The sequence below is a fragment of the Cyanobium usitatum str. Tous genome (assembly GCF_963920485.1).
Taxonomy (GTDB): domain Bacteria; phylum Cyanobacteriota; class Cyanobacteriia; order PCC-6307; family Cyanobiaceae; genus Cyanobium_A; species Cyanobium_A usitatum_A.
This window is the reverse complement of record NZ_OY986431.1, coordinates 2,523,073-2,542,453: the sequence shown is the minus strand read 5'-3', so window position 1 is coordinate 2,542,453 and position 19,381 is coordinate 2,523,073. Positions and strand designations below refer to the sequence as shown.

General features: G+C 63.3%; 26 protein-coding genes. 12 read left to right on the top strand and 14 right to left on the bottom strand.

What is annotated here, in order from left to right; translation table 11 throughout:
• Nucleotides 1-12: 12 nt before the first annotated feature.
• The 6 genes from rplA to gloA all read right to left on the bottom strand — a co-directional run bounded on the left by rplA (nt 13) and on the right by gloA (nt 5,500).
• Nucleotides 13-720, bottom strand: a complete 708-nt coding sequence (rplA, locus tag U9970_RS13640; RefSeq protein ID WP_322764649.1) for a 50S ribosomal protein L1 — start codon at nt 718-720, stop codon at nt 13-15.
• Between the two features lie 92 nt (nt 721-812).
• Nucleotides 813-1,238 (bottom strand): 50S ribosomal protein L11, encoded by a 426-nt coding sequence (gene rplK, locus U9970_RS13635; protein ID WP_106632872.1) that lies wholly within the window; start codon nt 1,236-1,238, stop codon nt 813-815.
• Between the two features lie 104 nt (nt 1,239-1,342).
• Nucleotides 1,343-1,909: a transcription termination/antitermination protein NusG gene (gene nusG, locus U9970_RS13630; protein WP_322766150.1), complete on the bottom strand. Its 567-nt coding sequence runs from the start codon at nt 1,907-1,909 to the stop codon at nt 1,343-1,345.
• Nucleotides 1,910-2,067: 158 nt separating this feature from the next.
• The gene (gene secE / locus U9970_RS13625; protein ID WP_407653048.1) at nt 2,068-2,328 is read right to left on the bottom strand and encodes a preprotein translocase subunit SecE; all 261 of its coding nucleotides are present in this window, start codon (nt 2,326-2,328) and stop codon (nt 2,068-2,070) included.
• 47 nt (nt 2,329-2,375) lie between these two features.
• Nucleotides 2,376-5,096, bottom strand: coding sequence for an ATP-dependent Clp protease ATP-binding subunit (locus U9970_RS13620; RefSeq protein WP_322764648.1), 2,721 nt, complete (start codon nt 5,094-5,096; stop codon nt 2,376-2,378).
• Nucleotides 5,097-5,107: 11 nt separating this feature from the next.
• Nucleotides 5,108-5,500, bottom strand: a complete 393-nt coding sequence (gloA, locus tag U9970_RS13615) for a lactoylglutathione lyase (protein ID WP_322764647.1) — start codon at nt 5,498-5,500, stop codon at nt 5,108-5,110.
• A gap of 154 nt (nt 5,501-5,654) precedes the next feature.
• On the opposite strand from gloA, the gene eno reads away from it, so the two are divergent.
• Together eno and U9970_RS13605 are read left to right on the top strand one after the other, a co-directional pair.
• Nucleotides 5,655-6,950 carry a phosphopyruvate hydratase gene (gene eno, locus U9970_RS13610; RefSeq protein ID WP_322764646.1) on the top strand — a complete coding sequence of 432 codons (1,296 nt, stop codon included), beginning with the start codon at nt 5,655-5,657 and terminating at the stop codon, nt 6,948-6,950.
• Between the two features lie 424 nt (nt 6,951-7,374).
• Entirely contained in the window at nt 7,375-7,725 is a 351-nt protein-coding gene (locus U9970_RS13605) for a hypothetical protein (RefSeq protein WP_322764645.1), read from the top strand.
• A gap of 8 nt (nt 7,726-7,733) precedes the next feature.
• Here U9970_RS13605 and U9970_RS13600 read toward each other — a convergent pair whose 3' ends face one another.
• Nucleotides 7,734-8,024: a hypothetical protein gene (locus tag U9970_RS13600; RefSeq protein WP_322764644.1), complete on the bottom strand. Its 291-nt coding sequence runs from the start codon at nt 8,022-8,024 to the stop codon at nt 7,734-7,736.
• Nucleotides 8,025-8,090: 66 nt separating this feature from the next.
• On the opposite strand from U9970_RS13600, the gene U9970_RS13595 reads away from it, so the two are divergent.
• The 5 genes from U9970_RS13595 to U9970_RS13580 all read left to right on the top strand — a co-directional run bounded on the left by U9970_RS13595 (nt 8,091) and on the right by U9970_RS13580 (nt 10,685).
• The gene (locus U9970_RS13595) at nt 8,091-8,690 is read left to right on the top strand and encodes an SH3 domain-containing protein (protein ID WP_197210787.1); all 600 of its coding nucleotides are present in this window, start codon (nt 8,091-8,093) and stop codon (nt 8,688-8,690) included.
• Between the two features lie 279 nt (nt 8,691-8,969).
• Nucleotides 8,970-9,179, top strand: a complete 210-nt coding sequence (locus tag U9970_RS14305) for a DUF1651 domain-containing protein (protein ID WP_407653121.1) — start codon at nt 8,970-8,972, stop codon at nt 9,177-9,179.
• A gap of 134 nt (nt 9,180-9,313) precedes the next feature.
• Nucleotides 9,314-9,634, top strand: a complete 321-nt coding sequence (locus U9970_RS13590; RefSeq protein WP_322764643.1) for a hypothetical protein — start codon at nt 9,314-9,316, stop codon at nt 9,632-9,634.
• Between the two features lie 303 nt (nt 9,635-9,937).
• Nucleotides 9,938-10,159: a lysozyme inhibitor LprI family protein gene (locus U9970_RS13585; protein WP_322764642.1), complete on the top strand. Its 222-nt coding sequence runs from the start codon at nt 9,938-9,940 to the stop codon at nt 10,157-10,159.
• 148 nt (nt 10,160-10,307) lie between these two features.
• Entirely contained in the window at nt 10,308-10,685 is a 378-nt protein-coding gene (locus tag U9970_RS13580) for a hypothetical protein (RefSeq protein WP_322764641.1), read from the top strand.
• An 85-nt stretch (nt 10,686-10,770) separates the two neighbouring features.
• Here U9970_RS13580 and U9970_RS13575 read toward each other — a convergent pair whose 3' ends face one another.
• Complete coding sequence (locus U9970_RS13575) at nt 10,771-10,938, bottom strand: hypothetical protein (protein ID WP_322764640.1); 168 nt, start codon at nt 10,936-10,938, stop codon at nt 10,771-10,773.
• 97 nt (nt 10,939-11,035) lie between these two features.
• On the opposite strand from U9970_RS13575, the gene U9970_RS13570 reads away from it, so the two are divergent.
• Both U9970_RS13570 and U9970_RS13565 read left to right on the top strand, forming a co-directional pair.
• Nucleotides 11,036-11,329 carry a hypothetical protein gene (locus tag U9970_RS13570; protein ID WP_322764639.1) on the top strand — a complete coding sequence of 98 codons (294 nt, stop codon included), beginning with the start codon at nt 11,036-11,038 and terminating at the stop codon, nt 11,327-11,329.
• Between the two features lie 192 nt (nt 11,330-11,521).
• On the top strand, nt 11,522-12,172 hold the full coding sequence (locus U9970_RS13565; protein ID WP_322764638.1) for a hypothetical protein: 651 nt from the start codon (nt 11,522-11,524) through the stop codon (nt 12,170-12,172).
• Between the two features lie 62 nt (nt 12,173-12,234).
• Here U9970_RS13565 and U9970_RS13560 read toward each other — a convergent pair whose 3' ends face one another.
• Both U9970_RS13560 and U9970_RS13555 read right to left on the bottom strand, forming a co-directional pair.
• The gene (locus U9970_RS13560; protein WP_322766149.1) at nt 12,235-12,336 is read right to left on the bottom strand and encodes a GlsB/YeaQ/YmgE family stress response membrane protein; all 102 of its coding nucleotides are present in this window, start codon (nt 12,334-12,336) and stop codon (nt 12,235-12,237) included.
• Nucleotides 12,337-12,451: 115 nt separating this feature from the next.
• Nucleotides 12,452-13,405 carry an IS1595 family transposase gene (locus U9970_RS13555; RefSeq protein ID WP_322764637.1) on the bottom strand — a complete coding sequence of 318 codons (954 nt, stop codon included), beginning with the start codon at nt 13,403-13,405 and terminating at the stop codon, nt 12,452-12,454.
• An 80-nt stretch (nt 13,406-13,485) separates the two neighbouring features.
• Between U9970_RS13555 and U9970_RS13550 the strand changes: the two genes are divergently transcribed.
• A complete protein-coding gene (locus tag U9970_RS13550) occupies nt 13,486-14,859 on the top strand; it encodes a GGDEF domain-containing protein (RefSeq protein ID WP_322764636.1) in 1,374 nt (457 codons plus the stop codon).
• Here U9970_RS13550 and U9970_RS13545 read toward each other — a convergent pair.
• The 3 genes from U9970_RS13545 to U9970_RS13535 are packed head-to-tail and all read right to left on the bottom strand — an operon-like array spanning nt 14,816 to nt 17,198.
• On the bottom strand, nt 14,816-16,465 hold the full coding sequence (locus tag U9970_RS13545) for an ABC1 kinase family protein (protein ID WP_322766148.1): 1,650 nt from the start codon (nt 16,463-16,465) through the stop codon (nt 14,816-14,818). The genes U9970_RS13550 and U9970_RS13545 overlap by 44 nt on opposite strands.
• A complete protein-coding gene (locus U9970_RS13540) occupies nt 16,465-16,761 on the bottom strand; it encodes a hypothetical protein (RefSeq protein WP_322764635.1) in 297 nt (98 codons plus the stop codon). Before U9970_RS13540 ends, U9970_RS13545 begins: the two co-directional genes overlap by 1 nt.
• On the bottom strand, nt 16,758-17,198 hold the full coding sequence (locus U9970_RS13535) for a hypothetical protein (protein WP_322764634.1): 441 nt from the start codon (nt 17,196-17,198) through the stop codon (nt 16,758-16,760). The genes U9970_RS13540 and U9970_RS13535 overlap by 4 nt, the downstream gene beginning before the upstream one ends.
• A 56-nt stretch (nt 17,199-17,254) precedes the next feature.
• On the opposite strand from U9970_RS13535, the gene U9970_RS13530 reads away from it, so the two are divergent.
• Nucleotides 17,255-17,428, top strand: a complete 174-nt coding sequence (locus U9970_RS13530) for a hypothetical protein (RefSeq protein WP_322764633.1) — start codon at nt 17,255-17,257, stop codon at nt 17,426-17,428.
• A 105-nt stretch (nt 17,429-17,533) separates the two neighbouring features.
• On the opposite strand, the gene U9970_RS13525 is transcribed toward U9970_RS13530, so the two are convergent.
• Nucleotides 17,534-17,710, bottom strand: a complete 177-nt coding sequence (locus tag U9970_RS13525; protein ID WP_322764632.1) for a hypothetical protein — start codon at nt 17,708-17,710, stop codon at nt 17,534-17,536.
• 241 nt (nt 17,711-17,951) lie between these two features.
• Between U9970_RS13525 and U9970_RS13520 the strand changes: the two genes are divergently transcribed.
• A complete protein-coding gene (locus U9970_RS13520) occupies nt 17,952-19,379 on the top strand; it encodes a site-specific integrase (protein WP_322764631.1) in 1,428 nt (475 codons plus the stop codon).
• Nucleotides 19,380-19,381: the final 2 nt, after the last annotated feature.

Genomic DNA, 19,381 nt, shown 5'->3' with positions numbered 1-19,381 from the left:
CGCTCCCCGTCCTCAGCCTTCCTGCTTGATGTCCTGCAGGGCCGAGAAGTCGACTTGCACCGAAGGGCCCATGGTGGAGGTCACGTAAAGGCTCCTCCAATAGCGGCCTTTGGCACCGCTGGGCCTGTTGCGATCGATGGTCTCCTGCAGGGCCTTGAGGTTCGCGAGCAAGTTGGCGGCAGTGAAGCTGGCCTTGCCAAAGCGCACGTGCACGATGCCGCTGCGGTCGGCGCGAAACTCAAGCTTGCCAGCCTTGAACTCGTTGATAGCGCTAGCCAGATCGGTGGTGACGGTGCCTGCCTTGGGGTTGGGCATCAGGCCGCGGGGACCGAGCACCCGGCCAAGCTTGGCCACCTTGGGCATCATGTCCGGGGTGGCGATCAGCAGGTCGAAGTTCATCTCGCCTTTGGCGATCTGATCCACCAGATCGTCGTCACCAGCGAGGTCGGCGCCGGCAGCCTTGGCGGCGGCCACGGCTTCACCACGGGCGATCACGGCAATGCGGATGGCCTGGCCGGTGCCGTGGGGCAGGGCCACGGTGGTGCGCAGCTGCTGGTCGGTGTACTTGGGATCGATCCCGAGGCGCACGTGGGCCTCCAGGGTTTCGTCAAACTTGGCGTTGGCGTTGGTCTGAACCAGCTCAATGGCCTCGAGGGGGCTGTAGCTGCGGTCTTCGACCTTGGCGCTGAGCGCTAAGAAGCGCTTGGAGATTTTCGGCATGGTGGGGATGGGGTACGGGCGATTCAGGGCGTGGCTGTTGAGCAGATGAACTGATCAAGGCTGCCTGGATCTCCCCCGGATAAGGGATGGAATTAATCGTTAACGGCGACGCCCATGTTGCGGGCGGTGCCTTCGATGATGCGCATGGCCGATTCAACGCTGGTGCAGTTGAGGTCGGGCAGCTTGGTCTTGGCGATCTCCTCGAGCTGGGCGCGGCTGATGGCACCCACCGAACCCTTGGCAGAGGTGGCGGCACCCTTCTCGATACCGGCTGCTTTGGAGATCAGCACGGAAGCGGGAGGGGTCTTGGTGATGAAGGTGAAGCTGCGGTCTTCAAAGACCGAAATTTCAACCGGGATCACATATCCAGCCTTCTCCTGCGTCCGAGCGTTGTACTCCTTGCAGAACGCCATGATGTTGACGCCGTGCTGACCGAGGGCAGGGCCCACCGGCGGCGCGGGGTTGGCTTTGCCGGCCTGGAGGGCCAGCTTGATAACGGCAACGACTTTCTTGGCCATCGTCTAAGGCTACGGGGCGAATCTGCGGATCACCCCCATCGCCGGGGATGTGAACTAAAACGGCCGCCCTCCGCAGGGAGACGGCCGCTGAGCGAGGCCGAAACCTAGCTCTGCTTGCTGATCTGGGAAAACTCGAGCTCCACCGGGGTTTCCCGGCCAAAGATCGAGAGCAGGGCCTTGAGCTTGTTGCGCTCGCCGGAAACCTCGATCACCTCGCCCTGGAAGTCCTTGAAAGGACCAGCCGTGACCAGGATCTGATCGCCTTCGGCGAGGTCCACCTTGACGACTGCCTTCTTTTCGGCGGCTCGCTTAAAGATGCGATCCACTTCCGTGCGGCTGAGCGGCCGGGGCTTGATGTGGCCGCGGGCCTTGGCCGTTGCGCGCCGCTCCTCTGCCCCCACGAAATTGATCACGTTGGGAGTGCTGCGCACCGCCATCATGGTGTCTTCGTCGAGCACCATTCGCACCAGCACGTAGCCGGGGAACACCTTTTCCTCCGTGCTCTGGCGCGAGCCATCCTTCTTCACCTTCATCCCCGGGGTCTGGGGGATCTCGATCTCGAGAATCCGGTTGTCGACGCCCAAGGTGACGGCCCGCTGCTCCAGGGTTGCCTTCACCTTCTTCTCGCAGCTGGAGGCAACCTGCACCGCGTACCAGCGGGCCACCTGCATCTTCTCAACCGGAGCCGGTGCCTCCAGCACTTGGGGCGCCAGCTCGAGCTCATCGGCCGCAGGCTCAGTGACTTCGATTTGGCTGTCGGTCAAGGACTCAGACACGGGGCTCAGGAAAGAAACGGGATCAACGGACGGGGGATCGACTACGGATCGGCTCAACGGAATACCTGATTGGCCCCCCAGCCATAAAAACGATCGATGGCGGCGATCGCTGCCGCCGAGAGACTCACCATCAAGATCACGGCCACCGATTCGCTGAAAAGCTGCTGACGGCTGGGCCAAACGACTTTGCGGAGTTCCGCCAGGGTGGCGGCAGCAAAGCCTTCAGGCACCGCCGAGGCTGCGGCAGGCGAGATGGACGCATCGGGGCTGGGTTCTGCCTCTTTGGAGTCGGGAGTTGGGGGGGTTGGGTCCACTGGCGCTCGCGCACGGGGGCGTCCGCGCGTACCGGCAAACGAACACCCTAGCCGAGAGGCACAAACGTCAAGGGATTACCCGGCTCAACACGCACGCCCCGAGCGCCACTGAAGCGCTCCGCCAGCAGCTCGGTGGCCAGGGGGTTTTCCAGCTGGCGCCGCAGCACCCGCCGCAGCGGCCGGGCGCCGTATTCGGGCTCGTAACCCTGCTCAGCCAGGGCCTGCACCACCGGCTCCGGCACCTCCAGCTCCAGGTGCTGCTCAGCCAGCAGCCGGGCCAGCTCGGCCAGTTGCAGGCGCACGATGCGCTGCAGGTCGGCTGGACCAAGGGGGCGGAAGCGGATCACCTCGTCAATGCGGTTAAGGAATTCCGGCCGAAACTGGCTGGCTAAAGCCTGATCTATTTGCTGATCGAGCCAGGTCTGCTGATCGTGCCAGTTCTGCTGGTCAGGCTCCACGCCCGCCTCCCGTGCAGCCTTTGCACTGTCGAGGATGGCGCGGCTGGCCAGGTTGCTGGTCATGATCACCACCGTGTGGCGGAAGTCCACGGTGCGGCCCTGGGAATCGGTGAGGCGGCCGTCGTCGAGCACCTGCAGCAGCAAATTGAACACCTCCGGGTGGGCCTTCTCCACCTCATCAAGCAACAGCACCGCGTAGGGACGGCGCCGCACCGCCTCGGTGAGCTGGCCGCCCTCCTCGTAGCCCACATAGCCAGGGGGTGCCCCCACCAACCGGGCCACGGCGTTGCGCTCCATGAATTCGCTCATGTCGAGGCGCACTAGGGCGTCGTCCTCGTCGAAAAGCGCCGCCGCTAGAGCCTTAGCCAGCTCGGTTTTGCCCACGCCGGTGGGGCCCAGAAATAAAAACGAACCCACCGGCCGCGTTGGCGACTGCATACCGGCCCGAGCGCGGCGGATCGCCGCGGCCACCGCAGCCACCGCCTCGAGCTGGCCAACCACCCGCTCGCCCAGGAGTTGCTCCAACTCCAGTAATTTCTGGCGCTCCCCCGCCAGCAAGCGCTGCACCGGAATGCCGGTCCAGCGGGCCACCACATCGGCGATGTCGCCCTCCTCCACCTGTTCGCGCAGGATCGTCTCCCCCTTCAGTTCGGCCTCAAGGGTTTCGCGGCGCTGCTGCAAGCCATTGAGCTGGTCGTGCTGCAACCGGGCTGCTTCCTCATAGTCACCCTCCCGCTCGGCATCGGTGATGGCGTGGCGCAGGTCTTCGTCTTGCTGCAACAGCTCCCGCAGCTCCGCCAGCCGCTCCCGCTCCGCCTGCCAGCGCTGCTGCAACGCCTGCAGGGCCTCGGTGGCGCGGCGGCGCTGCTCCTGCAACTGCAGCCGCTCCTCCAGCGGCGCCGCCTCAGCCGAGAGCAGGGCCAGCTCCACCCGGCGCAGCTCGGCCTCGGCAGCTTCCACCAGCTGGGGCTTGGAGGTGACCTCCATGCGCAACTGGGCAGCGGCCTCATCCACCAGATCAATGGCCGAATCGGGCAGGCAGCGATCGGTGATGTAGCGGTCGGCCAGGCGGGCTGCCGCCACCAAAGCCTGGTCGGTGATGGCCACGCCGTGGTGCAACTCGTAGCGCTCCTTGAGGCCCCGCAGGATCTCCACACTGGTGTCGAGGCCTGGCTCCTTGATCAGCACCTGCTGGAAGCGGCGCTCCAGGCCGGGATCCTTCTCGATGCTGCGGCGGTAGTCCTCGGCGGTGGTGGCGCCGATGCAGCGCAGGTAGCCCTGGGCCAGGGCTGGCTTGAGCACGCTGCCGGCGTCGGCGTTGGAGCGATCGCCGCTCACCACCGTGTGCAGCTCATCAATGAAGAGCACCACGCCTGCCGCACCGGCCACCGCATCGGCGTCGCGCACCTCCGTGAGCACGGCCCGCAAGCGCTCCTCAAACTGGCCGCGAAACTTGGCCCCAGCGATCAAGGCGCCCAAATCCAGGGCCACCAGCCGCAGACCCTGCAGCGAGTCGGGCACCTCGCCGGCCACGATCCGCTGGGCCAGCAGCTCGGCCACGGCGGTTTTGCCGACGCCGGGCTCACCGATCAGTACCGGGTTGTTCTTGCTACGGCGGGAGAGCACCTGAATCAGGCGGCGCATCTCCAGGTCGCGGCCGATCACCGGATCGAGCTCGCCAGCCCGGGCCGCTGCGGTGAGGTCCCGGCCGTAGCGCTCCAGGGCACTGGGCTCGGGCGGCTCCTGCTCCAGTGGTGGGGCGGCGGTCAGTGGGGCGGCGGTCAGTGGGGCGACGGTCAGTGGGGCTGGGCCCGCGTCGATCCAGGCATCGACTGGGGGAGCAGGCGCCGGTGGGGCTGGGCTGGTGGTGGGGGCACCAGGCCGAAACTGGCGTTGCAGCAAGTCTTCGCTGAGCCCCTCAGCCGCCAGCAACGGCGCCCCGATCCGGGGATCGCGCACCAATGCCACCAGCAGGTGAGATACGTCTAAAAGAGGGTCGCCCCAGGCGGCCCGGCAGCGGTCCCCATCCTCGAGCAGATCCTCGAGGGCATCGCCGATGTACAGCTCAGCGCCGGCGCTGCCGGGCTGGTCGACGCAGAAACTCTCAAGCTGATCGAGCAGGCGATCGGGCTCAAGCGGTAGGGGGTCCAGCCAGCGCCCGAAACGTCTCTCCAGCAGCAGGGTCTGCAGCAGGTGCTCCACATCCATGGCGCCATGGCGCCAGCGGCGAGCCGTGTCCTGGGAGGCCAAGAGCAGCTCCCAGGCATCTTCGCTGAAACGATCTGGTTCGCTGGTGAGGCTTGGGGGCATGGGCTTAGCGGTCAGCCGCGGGAGGAGAGCTGGATTAGTTCCACCTTGTAGCCATCAGGATCCTCCACAAAGGCGATCACCGTGTTGCCGTGCTTCATCGGGCCGGGTTCGCGCACCACCTTGCCGCCCTTAGAGCGGATTGCATCGCAAACCGACTGGATGTCCTCCACGCCCAGGGCGATGTGGCCATAGCCCGCACCAAGGTCGTAGTGAGTGGTGTCCCAGTTGTGAGTTAGCTCCAGCACGGTGGTGTCCTGCTCCTCGCCGTAACCCACAAAGGCGAGGGTGAAACGGCCTGAGGGATAGTCCTTGCGGCGCAGCATCCGCATCCCCAGCACCTCCGTATAAAAGGTGAGGGAGCGCTCCAGATCGCCAACCCGAAGCATGGTGTGCAGCATGCGCATCAGCGGATCAGGCCAGGCAGCAACCTGGGCACAACAAATTCCATTGTGGCGAGCAACTGTGGCGAGCAACCCCAAGGGCGGTACCCATCAGCACAAATGGGTGGGTGGGGGTGACCCATAGGATCTCAACAGAGAGCGCCAATGGCACGTCAACGTGATCGATTCCCTCGACCTTGTTATTGACACCGTGGTGGCACGGGAGGTGCTCGATTCCCGCGGCACACCCACGGTGGAGGCCGAGGTGCTGCTGGAGGGAGGCGCCAGCGGCCGGGCGATTGTGCCCAGTGGCGCCAGCACCGGCGCCCATGAGGCCCATGAGTTGCGCGACGGCGGCAGCCGTTACTTCGGCAAGGGAGTCACCCAGGCCGTCAACAACATCGAAGAGCGAATCGCCCCGGCCCTGTGTGGCCTCAGCGCCCTTGACCAGAGCGCCGTGGACGGTGCCATGGCCGAACTCGACGGCAGTGACAACAAGTCCAGCCTCGGTGCCAACGCCGTGCTGGCCGTGAGCCTGGCCACCGCCCGGGCAGCCGCCAACGGTGTCGGCCTGCCCCTCTACCGCTACCTGGGCGGGCCGCTGGCCAACCTGCTGCCGGTGCCGCTGATGAACGTGATCAACGGCGGCGCCCACGCCTCCAACAACATGGATTTTCAGGAATTCATGTTGGTTCCCCATGGCGCCAGCAGCTTCCGCGAAGCCCTGCGCATGGGCGCTGAGGTGTTCCACACCCTCAAGGGCCTGCTCCATGACCAGGGCCTGTCCACCTCCGTGGGTGATGAAGGCGGTTTCGCTCCCGACCTGGCCAGCAACGATGCTGCAGGCGAGCTCCTGATCCAGGCGATTGAGAAGGCCGGCTATCGCCCCGGCGACCAGATCTCCTTGGCCCTCGATGTGGCCAGCACCGAGTTTTACAAAGACGGCCGCTACAGCTTCGGCGGCGGCAGCTATAGCAGCGCCGAGATGGTCGACCAGCTGGCCCAGCTGGCCAGCCGCTTCCCGATCGTTTCAATCGAAGACGGCCTCGCCGAAGACGACTGGGATGGTTGGGCCCTACTCACCGAGCGCCTTGGCAAAACGGTGCAGCTGGTGGGCGACGACCTGTTTGTGACCAACACCTCCCGCCTACAGCGGGGCATCGACTTAGGTATTGCCAATTCGATTCTGATCAAGGTGAATCAGATCGGCTCGCTCACCGAAACCCTGCAGGCGATCGACCTGGCCGGCCGGGCTGGCTACACCAGCGTGATCAGCCACCGCTCCGGCGAAACCGAAGACACCACCATCGCCGACCTCGCCGTAGCCACCCGCGCCGGCCAGATCAAAACCGGCTCCCTCAGTCGCTCCGATCGGGTGGCTAAATACAACCAGCTGCTACGCATCGAGGACGAACTCGGCAGTCAGGCGATCTACGCCGGCGCTGAAGACCGGGGGCCCCGCGGCAAGGCTTGAGCCTAGTTAATCAAATCACACAAAAGTTTTTAGGAGCCTTAATCAAAGCCTGCTAACTTCCGGCAAGAGAGCCATCAAATATGTCGCCTAGGTGCGACTCTGAACTCAATCAACCCTCAAGCCGCCAACGAATTTATTCCCAAGCCAAGTCCGCCTTGGAAGCTTGAGATGTTTGTTGGGGCCATCGGCACGGCCGCAACGGTTCCTACCACTATCTTCACACTTCAGCTCCTGCAAGGGCCCTTCTGAAGGGGTGCAGACCTCCGCTGCTTGTGCCGGCAGCGGCAGCAGCAGCGGCACCAGGGAGGCAGCCAGCAGCAGGTGGAGACAGGTGCGCATCGTGGGCCTTTTCTCCAGACGGATTTGCCACCAGACAGATTGTCATGCTGGGAGCTGGTTTTCAGAGTCGCCGCGCCTCTTCCCCATGACCAGCCTGTTCTCCCGGCTCCCACTGGTGCTCACGGCCATCGCCGGCTGCCTTGTCAGCCACCCGGCTGCCGCATTGGCAGCCCCGGCAGGCAGCAACCTGGCGGTGCTGCTTCAGGCAGCGGGCGGCCAGCCCCTGGGCCTCTACGACGGTGTGCGCTTCGTGCGGATCAACGCCACCGACGGCACCCGCATCACCGTCACGATCAACTGCGAGCAGGAGCTCTGGCGGGTGGCCCGCATTGAGCCCAGAACCGGCCGAGCGGACTTCCGCGACGATCGCTTCCAGAGTGCTGCCGGCATCGGCCGCAGCCGCTGGTGCACCACCCCCGTGCGCACGATGGAGTGAGTCTGGACTCACACCTCCAACATCTGCACCTGGTACACGGCCACATTGCTGTGGGCAAGCGAGCGCACGATCTCAGGCACCATCTGCATCGGGGTGCAGAGCGTCAGCGAGCGGCGCCTGCCGGCGGCCATCTCCGCCAGGTGCTGGGGATCGATGCTGGTGGAGCGCTGCTGCGCTGCAGCCTCAAACACCTCCACCGCTGGGCTCTTCCCGGAGCCCAGCACAAACAGCACCCGCCGGGGCGTCTCGCTGTAGTCGCGGCTGAGGGCCTCCAGGGCAGGGATGTCCGGGTGTGTCATGGCCTGCTGGTGGCGGGGGATTGCTACACCCACCTGGATAATCGATTGGCTTTCCTTTGCTCACGCATGCTCCACCGCCGCTTCCTCGCCATCGCTGCTGTCAGCGCGAGTGTCATCGCCGGGGCCTCCCTGGTGCGTCCTGCCACGGCCGCCCAGACGCTGGACTGCTGGATGAACGACAGCAAGCAGACCTGTCAGGTGAAGCCCTGGGGTAACGGGGGATTTGAGATCAGCTTCAGCGGCAGTGCCATCTATCGCTTCGTGCCGGCCGGTCCACCCACCACCGACAACCGCCGCATGCGTGATGAGCAGGGCCGCATCTGGCTGATGAGCGGCCACCACAGCTTCACGCTCAGCGAGCAGAACGGCGATGGCAACCGAATCGCCGTCTCCAACGTCAAGAGTCGGCCCGCAGCGGCCGTGGATCACCAGGCCCACAGCAAGGTGAAACTCAGCGGCCATGGTCAGCCCACGGTGACCCTGTACGCCAAGCCCAACTACGGCGCCGCGATCGCGGGGATGGGGGTGTCGGGGGAAACGCTCGACAAGCTGGCGTGCACCTCAAACAGCCAGGGCACCTGGTGCCGGGTGGGCTACCCAGGCCAGAGCGGCCGGGTGCTGTGGGTGAACCGGGATTCGCTGATCTTCCTGGGGGATGGGGAGTAGGCCGTCGCGCCTGCATTTGCTTGCCCTGGCCGGGTTCTCTGCCCTGGCCTTTGCAGCTGCCCATGCGATCGGGATGGAGAAGCGCATCACGCAGCACTACGGCCGCTCCGGCCGTCCCGTCCAAAAGCCCCGTTTCGTGCCTGCTGAGCGGGCCCATGCGCTGCCGGGCCTTTCTGGGCTGCTGAACGCTGCTGCTCAGCGGTGGGAGCTGTGGCCGCTGGTCACGAAGCCGGCCCGGTAGAGCTCACTGGTGCCGCCGCCAGGGCATAGGCGCCCCCCATTGCCCCGCGCTTCCACCGTGGCTCTGCATCACGCTGCGAGGCTGCTGTCTTCATCGATCTGGGAGAGCCGATCCCTGGTCAGCCAGCTCTTCCAGAGCCGCGAGTGGGGCTTCCCCGTAAGCAGGCGATCGAGCAGTGGCAGAAGCTCCTCGATGCGGGCTGGTTCAGCATTGGGGTCCAGTTCACAGGGCTCATGGATTGGGGCTGAGCGGCCAGAATCGTACCGATCGGCCGCAGCAGCGCCTACAAATAGGTTTCGAATGATGCAGTGAACCTGATTCAGCCGACGCTGGAGGTCTGGGACGACTGCCTGAACTGCTCAAACAACAAGCACGGCAACCAATGATCCGCACCACAATCAGCGCTCTGGCCATCGCCACCAGCGCTATCGCCACCCCTGCCCTGGCCGACTCCGCCAAGGCGTATTGCGAGATGGTTCGCACCAACGGCGAAATGCTCAAAGGAAGCTGTACCTGGTCCCAGATGCAGGGAAACGTCTACATCGATCATTTCAATCATTACGCGTTTGCCTTCCCTGCCGCCGAGGAGGGCAAGACCTACGAACGCACCAACCGTGAAGGTGCTGGCCCCTCCTTCAAGCGCCCCGGCTACGTGCTCAACGTGTACTGGGAGAAGCCGGTCCGCGAGCCTGGGGGAATCTGATGCCGGCTCACTCCACAGGGGACCTGAACAGCGGCTGCGGGCCTGGCCGTTCATGGGTCGCCAGGATTGAATTCCCTAAGCGGTCCGGGGGGGATGGTCGTGAGTAGCTCGTCGGTCACAACGGGTGCTCGGCGACATCCTCGACAACCCCCTCCCTGGTTCTTGCAGTGGATGAAGGCAGTTTCGTTCGTAGCCACCTCTGTGCTGGGTGCGCTCCCGGCAGGAGCGATCCCGCCACCACCCGACTCATTCGATGGAGAAACGATCCACTGCCAGCCTTCGGGCAGCGCAGCCTCGTGCATCGTGCTCATCTGCAGGGACGCCGAACTCACCGCCATTGACGGGGAGCTGCGCGCCGCCTTCCTCCGCCTGCAGAACGATGCCTCCTCCACGGAAGCCCAGCGCGAGGCTCTGATGGAGGACCAGCGGCGCTGGGTGGAGAGCATGGATCAGTGCTGGAGAGCCCAGGAGAGGATGCGGGACTGCGTCAAGCGCAGCCAGAGGTGGCGGCTCCAGCACCTGTAGAGCTGGGAAGCAGTATCCCCAGTGAAGCCCTGAAGCCACAGCGCGTGACCACATGGACCTGCCTTTGTCCCCATGTCTGTCGGGGAATCTGGCCCATGCTGTTGATCCTCTCGGCTTGGTCGTTCCTGGGGGCATTTCGATCGTGACCATGGCCGATCACCCCACGCGGAGCGTGTGCACGCTTGCCGCACTCACGAGCCTGATCCTTGTGATCACGGGTGTCCCCGGCGTCCGGATGGGCGATCTGCCGTTCCTGGTCTTCCTGCTTGCCCCCTACCTTCTGCTGGGACTGCTGGCCTGGCGGGACCGTGAGCGCCGGCGCCTCTCAGCAGTGCTGTTTGCTGCCGTGCTGGTGCTTTCCCTGGCAGGCACAATCCTGCTTGGACTGGACAGCTACCGCTTTCACACGGTGCCCGCGCACCGACTGGTGCAGCGGATGACCGTGATCGTCGTGCCAATGCTGCAATCGGCTGCCGCGATCGTGATCGGCCTGATGCTCCAGGCGAACCGGTCACGGCGGGGCTGAGGTGTCTGGGGGCCTTCCGCTCAGAACTGGGCGGAATACACCGGCTTGAGTTGCCACATCGCCTCGCCGGGCACCAGTTTGTAGGTCACTTGGCGGGTGCCACCGGAGGGCTTGGCGTTGCTGTCGCCGCTCCTAGGGAGAACTCCGGTGCGTCGCTCACCAGGCCAGCACCCACTGTGAGCCGCCCGGCCTGGCGCAGTGCCATGACCAGCCGGGCCTCCAAGGCACCGTTCATCAGCTCGTTCCTGGTCAAGGATGGGCAGCTGCAGCAGTGCCTTCTCGCTTGTGGCGGCATTCTGTTCTAGGTAAGGAAACTCTCACGCTCCTGTGGGAGCCCTCGGTCGTGAACGGTGGCCCTCCTCGCTGAACTTCTGGTCGGACAACCCGGACACAGTCTGATCGTGGCTCTGGTCCTGCTGGCTGGCTGGTCCCTGCTGCGCTTCTCCGGGGCCATCAGCAGGCGATCGGCCCAGCCTCTGCTGTGGTCCTCCGCGGGCTGGGGGTTGTATGCCGCCTGGGAAGCGCTGGTGCAGCTGCGCACGCCGGAGGCCAACATCCGGGTCGATCTGCTGCTGATCTGGCCGCTGCTGGGCGCGCTCACGCTGTACGGGTTGATCAGGGGAACCATCGGGGCAAGTCGGTGAGCAAAGGGTCCAATCGGCTTGGCCTAGCCCTGAAGCGTGTGTTGTGCGTAAAACGTGGACTGTCAATGAGGCGGTCTGATCAGAATTTCACTTTCAGCATCAACTATGAATCGTAGGTTTCGTCAAACCTCTGCAGCCCTCGGCGCGGGCCTTCTTCTGGCGGGGCTTTCCGCCCCCTTCGCCCCAGCGGCCATGGCCGAAGTGCTGGTCAGGGCCCAGGGCCGTTGCAAGCTGATGAGCGGTGGCTACGAAGCCTTCAATGGGCACTGCACCTTCAAGCACAAAAAGGCAGGCAACACCGATGCCTACGTCGTCAAGCTCGATGACGGCACGGATTTCAACTTCTCCGGCCCAGGCGTGCAGGCCCTGAGCGTGCAGACCTACGCCGGTGTCCGCAACGTGAAGCACAAGGCTCAGGCGGATCATGAGGTCTTCAGCTGGAACGATGGCGAAGCCCGCAGGCTCTCGGTGCGTCTCGACCAGGTCCAGAATCCCGATGTCCGCTTCGATGACCCCCCCCAGAAGGCTGACGCCGGCTCCCTGCTGGGTGCGGCGGTGGGTGCCCTGATCGGCGGCCTGATCTCAGGCAAGCCGGTCACCACCACGGAGCCTGACCGTGAAGGTGCTCCGGTGTCCGATCTGCAATCGCTGGTGGGCGCCAGGGGAGGGCAGGCCGAAGGAACCCTGACATCGAAAGGCTACACCTACCGCGGTGGCACCAAGCTGGCCGACAGTTCCTTCACCTACTGGGAGCAGCCCTACACGAACAACTGCGTGACCATTCGCACCACCGACGGCCGTTATCAGTCGATCACCTACACCAAGCGGAGCGACTGCAACTGAGCCATCAGCATGCTCAACCCCTGGGGCCATCCAGCCCCAGGTTTTTTATGGGGCCTCGCCCTTCAGGCGCGCCTGATCACCCGCAGCACCACCATAAGGATCACGGCGCCGAGCGTGGCCACCACGATGCTCCCCAGCACACCCCCTCCGACGGCACCACCCAGACCGCTGAAGAGCAGGCCACCGATCAGGGCCCCGATGATGCCGACAACCAGATCGCCGATCAGGCCGAAGCCACCGCCTTTGACCAGGACACCAGCGAGCCAACCGGCAACTTGATTAGGTAGCTAGCTCCGCACTCCTCAAGATGCGCTCCGGCCGAGCGCCGCAGCTGCAGATGGCATGAACCACCCGCTCGGTCATCGTTGCCAAGTTGAAGCGTCGGTTGAAGCGGTAATTGAAGGCACCCAGGTAGCGATCAGCGTACTTATCGAATTTCAGGGCATGGAAGGTGCCGCTGAAGCTGGTTTTCACGTTGCTGAGCACCGTGTTGATCCAACGGAATTCCGGCAGTTCATTGGGATGGCGTCCTTTTACGACCACAGCTTGATGCAGGCAACCGACTTCTGTCACGGCGCGGAAGCAGGCAAGCCCATCTGAGATCATTTCACAGCCTATCGCCAGTGAATCCTGTGCCCAGTCAGCGATGGCGGCAAACGAGAACGTGGAGACGGTGGCAAGCTTCACGTGCCTGGGGTGGCCCGCATCATCGAGAGATACGGCCGCGACGATCGGCACCTTATTCTCTGATCCACGACCTGCTTTGCCACCACAGCGTTCTCCGCCAAGGTAGGCATCATCCACCTGTACCTTTCCCCGCAAGACATAGGCCCCATCCCGCTCCTTCATTGCCTGCATGATCTTGTTGTGAACCAGCCATGCCGTGCGGTAGTTCACACCGAGATGGCGCCTCAGAGCGAGTGAAGAGATGCCAGTCTTGGCCTGCCCCACCAGGTAGAAAGCGAGGAACCAGGTGGTCAGCGGCAACTTGGTCGCCTCCAGGATGGTTCCGGCCGTGAGGGTGGCCTGATGGCGGCAGCTCCGGCATTGATAGCGCTTGTGGCGCCTGCCATGGATCAGTCCGTACTCCTTGCACTCACAGCGGGGGCAACGGAAACCATCAGGCCAGCGAACCTGCTCCAGGGCGGCCTCGCATTTCTCCTCGGTGCCGTAGAGCTGGATGAACTCGGGCAGCGACAGGCCTGCCTGAAACTGGATCCGATTCATGGCCATGGCGAACACACATGGTACATGCGTACCATCCTAGGCGGCAAGGCCTGCTAACGGAGCTTGCTACCTAATCAAGAGGGCCCTTGAGGACGATCAGTGCATTCGAGGTGAGCCATCTGGCCTCGGCTAATTGCACCGCCATCGCCAGGATCCTCACGGTGCTGTCACAGAACAGCAGCGAAACCCAGAGCCGTTCGCCCGAACTAGAGCGTGTGGCTCCGGGCACCAGCGACGCCACCGTCGGCGTGGTCAACCTAGGCAGCGGGGGCCTAGAGATCCACCACACCAGCAGCCTGTCCAAGCATGAGACAGAGGAGATCCTGCGCCGATTGCCCCTGGATCCCAGCCGCGATTCTCAGGCTGATTCCGTGAGCAGAGCTCTAGACAACGCCCCTAGCGGCATGAAAGTCGAGCTAGCCCAGAACCTTTGCAACAACCTGAGCTTTGGCCGCGACTCCCGGGCGGTACGGGCCTACCCGATCCAGGGGAAACCGAGTGGCTGGATGGCCTTCATCTACGACCCATTCACCCTGCGGGGCGAGAACAAGGCATCCTTCGCCCTGGTGAATCTGCAGGCCCATTTGTGGGAGACGGCCGACCACGATCACGATCATGAGCCAAACCTGCCGCAATTCTTGCCCGGTGTAATAGAGGGCGGCGACGTTCGGGTGGACGTCAAGATCATTCCGGCCGCTGTGCTGAAAAACGAGGCGAACCTGCACAAGGCCCTGCCCGTTCTGGACCTCAAACAGGAAGATCAGAAATTGAAGGCGCTGAGGATCGTCCCCTTTGCCAACCAGCTGGTCAGCACCCAGCTGAGCATTGATGACAACAAACTCACTTTGATGTCCTGGAGGGCGGCCAGCCTGGTCTTTCTGATGGGCTTGCTGGGCACCAGCAGCGTGGTCCTGATGATTCGCCGCTCGGAGATCCGGCTACGCACGCTCAATGAGGCCCTGCAACAAGAAAGCCGCACCGATCCCCTCACCCGCATCGCCAACCGCCGCGCCTGGGATGAGAGCCTCAATCTTGAAGAGAGCCGCCGCCAGCGACACGGCCATCAGTACGGGCTGGTGGTGGTTGATCTAGATGGGTTCAAGCAAATCAATGATGAGCAGGGCCACCAGATGGGAGACCAGGTGCTGCAGATAGCAGCCAGCCAGCTGGCCGCCCAAATGCGCGGCACGGATTTACTGGCCCGGGTTGGCGGCGACGAGTTTGCGCTGATGGTGTTCAACCCAAGCGCCGCCGGCTTGGATGAACTGGTGGATCGCCTACGGGATGCCCTGCAAGGCTGCGGCGCTCAAGCCTCGATCGGTGCAGCGATGAGTGAACCGCAGACCACCCTGGAGCAAACCTGGGCAAAAGCTGATGAGGCGATGTACACCTACAAGCCCCAAACCAGCAAAAAGCTCAACCCACGCCAGGCAACTGATCAATCCGGCCATCGCGCTTAAGCCGGCCCTGCAGCTTGATCCAGCTGAGCCCCACAGGCAGGCTGGCCAGCAGGGGAATGATCACTAAGGCGGGCCGAGCACTGACCGCCAGCAGGGAGGCTGCAACGGCCAAACCAGCTAGCAGCATCGACTGACCCGCAGCCTGCTGGGCCAGGGCCAAGCGCCGTAGCAGGCGATCAGTTTCGCCGGCGCGGATCTGCACCTGCAGGTCGCCCTGCTCGATGCGAGCCAGGCTGTCGTCTAATCGTTTGGGAATACCCAAGGCGCGGCTGCCTACCTCTGCCGCCTGGCGCGAGATTTCGTTGAACAGGTCGTTTGCACCACCGCCGCCGCCGCTGGAAGTCATGAGGGGAAGCAGGTAGGGGCGGGCGATCGCCACCAAACTAAAGCCGCTATCGAGGCTGCGGCCGACCCCCTCAAAGGTGGAGAGGGCCCGCATCACAAAGATCAGCTCTGGGGGCAACCTGAAGGGCTGGCCGTAAACCAGGTCGTATAGGTCGCCCGACAGGCGCTCGAGCACATTGGCGGAGAAGGGAGGCGTCAGCGCCTCTTCCAGCATCACCCGCACCAGCCGCCGCACCGGGCCCGGATCAACACCAGGGGCAATCACACCCGCCTGCTGCAGCTCCTTGACCAAACCGGCGGCGTCTCGGCCAGCGGCTGCCCGCACCATGCTGCCCAGGCGGCCCCGCAGGCGGCTCGAGAGCTGACCCATCATGCCGAAGTCGTAGTAGATGAGCGCCCCATCGGCGGCAACGGCCAGGTTGCCGGGGTGGGGATCGGCGTGGAAAAAGCCGAACCGCACCAGCTGCTGCAGGTAGCTGGCGGCGCCCTTTTCCGCTATAGCGGCGGGCACGATTCCAGCCTCCAGCAGGGCCTGGCGATCGGTGATCTTGATGCCGGGCACATAGTCGAGGCAAAGCACCCGGCGGGTACTCAATTCCCACACCACGGCCGGAATGCGGATGCCGGGATCGTCAAGAAACTGCTGGCGGAAGCGGGCGGCGTGCTCGGCCTCCAACCGGAAGTCGAGCTCTCTGAGCAACACCCGCCGGCACTCCTGGGCAATGCCGATCCAGTCGCGGCCGCGACCCCAACGGGGATGGCGCTGCACCGCGGCGGCAACTTGTTGCATCACCTCTAGGTCGAGCCGGAAGGTGCGCTCCAGGCCAGGGCGCTGCACCTTGAGCACCACCTGACGGCCGCTGCGCAGGCTGGCGCGGTGCACCTGGGCCAGGCTGGCCGAACCCAGCGGCTCGCTCTCCAGGTCGATGATCTCGGCGCAGCGCTCACCCAACTCCTGCTCCAGCAGGTCTTGCACCACGGCAAAAGGGAAGGCGGGCACCCGGTCCTGCAGGGTGGCTAGCTGCTCCACCAATTCAGCGGGCAGCACGTCGGGACGGGCTGAAAGCAATTGGCCCAGCTTGATGAAGGCTGAGCCAAGCCCCAAAAACTCCTGGGTGAGCCAGCGGGCCCGGCGCCGCTGGCGGCTCCGCTGCCGCTCTGGGGTAACACCACCGACATAGCTCCAGGCCTGGCCGTCCCACCACAGGCCGAGCAGCAGGGCCAGGGCCAACCACCAGATGCGCAGCGGCCTAAGCAGGATCACGAATCCCGGTCCACTCGCCGGGCCATGGCCGCCACCCGGGCCCGCAGGGCATCGATTTGATCCTGGATATCCCCAGACGGCGCCGTGATGGCTACCTCCGGCTCCTCGTCCCTCTCGATCCGGGCAGCTTCTGCTTCCACTTCGTCCCAGAAAAGCTGAAACTCCTGACGCAGCCGCTCCGGAGCGTCCTGGGCCAGCAGAGCCAGATTGGCGGCCGCATCAACGAGGCCGCTGCCTAAGCGGGCCCCCAAGCGCTGCAAGGCAGCCTGGACAAGCGATTGCGGCGCACTCATGGGGGCCCTGCAGCAGGTGTGGACTGTGGCAGATCAGCGCCAGGCAGTTCTGGCGGCGGCGGGGCCTCCAGGCTGGGCGCGTCAGCCGGTAGTGCCTGGGCTTCCGGTTCAGGCGCGGACGAGGGCAACTCCTGGGGCGGCTTGGCGGCGGGGGCGGCGCTATCGGGCTGCTGCTCTAACTGCAAAAGATCGGCGTCACCGCGGATGTCCTGATTTTCAGCGCCAAACCGCAGCCGCAGGCTCTCCAGCGAGGTGCCCGGGAAGGGCCGCACCTCAAAGCCCTGACCAAGGCGCACCAGGGAGGGCAACTGCAGGGCAAGCAGCCGCTGGGTGACGCCGTAACCAAGGCCAAAGCAAAAGCCCACCAGCAATGGCACCTGCCACCGGGGACGTTGCTGGGATGGCGGAGCTGCTGAAACCGAAGCCACTTGAGCCATAGGTGCCAAATCTAGGGGGAGGGGCTTTGCTGAGGGGAGTCCCCGCCTAAGAGCAGATGGCCCTGATTCCCCGCTGGCGCTTCATGAACGACGAGGCCAAGGCTTTGGCAAAGCGCACCGCGGTGTCGCTGCTGGTGGTATTGCTGGTGGCTGTTGTGTTTCGAGCGCTGCTGCCATGGGCGCTGCTGGGGCTGGTTATTTGGTGGCTATGGAGAGCGATCAACAAATAAAAGCCAATAAAAAAGCGGACCCGTCCAGGACCGCTCGATGACCAAACCCAAATATATCACAATTTGTAACGACAGACCCAGTCCTCTGTCAGGCCCAGTCCCCTGTCAGGCCGCCTGCTGGTCCTTTGCCCAGGCGCGCTCAAGGGAGCTCCTGAACTGCTCGGTGCTGGACGGGGCGCCGCTTAGGTGCCTGCGGAACAGGCTGGTCAGGCGCCAAAACTTGATCCCTGCCGCGATGGCAAAAACCGCCCAGGGCACAAGCATCCAAAGGGGGTTGCTCATCGCTGCTGCTCTCCTCGACCAAGACCTTTAATCACTGTAGGAATTCCCACTTAGGTCGTGTAATCGGCGTTAGTGCCGACGTAACTCGAAAACCCTTGCCACACTTGAGTTTTGGGGTTCGTGAGTTACCGTAAGCATAGCGTAAGCGTTCCCGAAATCCCTTGCCCCACCGTGACCGCTGTAAGCGTTCCGTAAGCAAACGGCGGGATTTTGCGCCTTGTAAGGGGCAGGAGACACCCCAATGACCAAGGTGCTCAACAAGCGCCCCATCGCCCACGACCCCCACTGCTACGTCTTCCAAGACGGGGATCGAGGGGGGCGCTGGTATCTCTATTTCTATGACCAGGAGCGGCAGTCGAGGCATCGCCACTCACTGGGTCGCATCGCCCCGAACGACCTGCTGGAGGCGGAGCGCAAGGGTCTGGCGAAATACATCGAGTTCAAAACCAAGAGCGAGCGGGGCGAGCAGATCCGAACCCTGACCATCGAGCAGATGGCAGATCGCTTCCTGGCGAAACAGAAAAAAAGAATCAGCAGCATCCCCCACAACGGCATCAGCGCCAAGCGATACCTGCTGATGGAGCACCAAGCACGCTGGTTTCTGAAATACGCAGGGCAGAACCTGCGCCCCATCCACAAGATGCCCAGGAACTTCTTTGCCAACTACGAAACCTGGCGCAAAGAAGCAGCACACCAGGAAGGCAAGGAGACCCCAAGGCAAACCACCATCAACGCTGAAGTCAGCACCTTCAGGCGAATGTTTGAGGAGATTGCCGTTCAAGAGGGTTATCTGAACAAGGATTCAGTTCCCACACTGAAATCGGTAAAACTCTCCAAAGATAAAAAGCACCGACGTGATGACCTAACCGTCGATGAGTGGAAGGAACTAGAACGCAGTGCTCGTCTCTACTGGTCTGAAGGGCGAACCCGCTGGAACGACGAGGGCGAGATCGACAAGAGCGCATCGGGCAAAAACATTCTCAAAGAAGTGCTCGGCAACAGTCAACGGGCAAAAAATCAGAAGATTCACCGCAAGATGCTCTATCTGGCAATGCGGATCTCAATGGAGTCAGGCATACGGATCGGATCGCTGAGGAAAGTGGAGTGGGGTCACATCCGCAAAAACAACACGCTCAGCAATACAGATCAAAAAACCTGGATCTTGATAGACGTGCCTGCCGAAAACACGAAAACAGGTCGCCGCTACACCATCAACGCACCCGTCGCCAGACACCTTGAAAAACTGAGGAAGTTGACGAACGCCAAAGGGCGAAACGATCTACTGTTTACAAATCAAAAGACAGGTCAGGCGTTCAGTGAACGGATCTGGAAAGACAGTTTATGTGAAATGCTAGTTGAAGCAGGTCTGGCATCCTGGGCAGAAGATGACAACAACAACGCCAGAAAGATAGACATTCACAGCAGCAAGAATCTAACCTGGTATTCCTTTAGGCATACTTACATCACGTTCCAACTCACATTAAACGAAACACCAGTGACAATGGTTGCCGCCCAATGCGACACGTCAATAAAATACATCGAAGACCACTACTTCCACTACAGGGCAGAACTAAGCACACCGACGCTCGCCAAAGGTAGAAACACGCTGAAGGCAGCGACAGGGGACTTGGATTGGTTACAAATCAGACCCATTGATAGGCAGGCATAAAA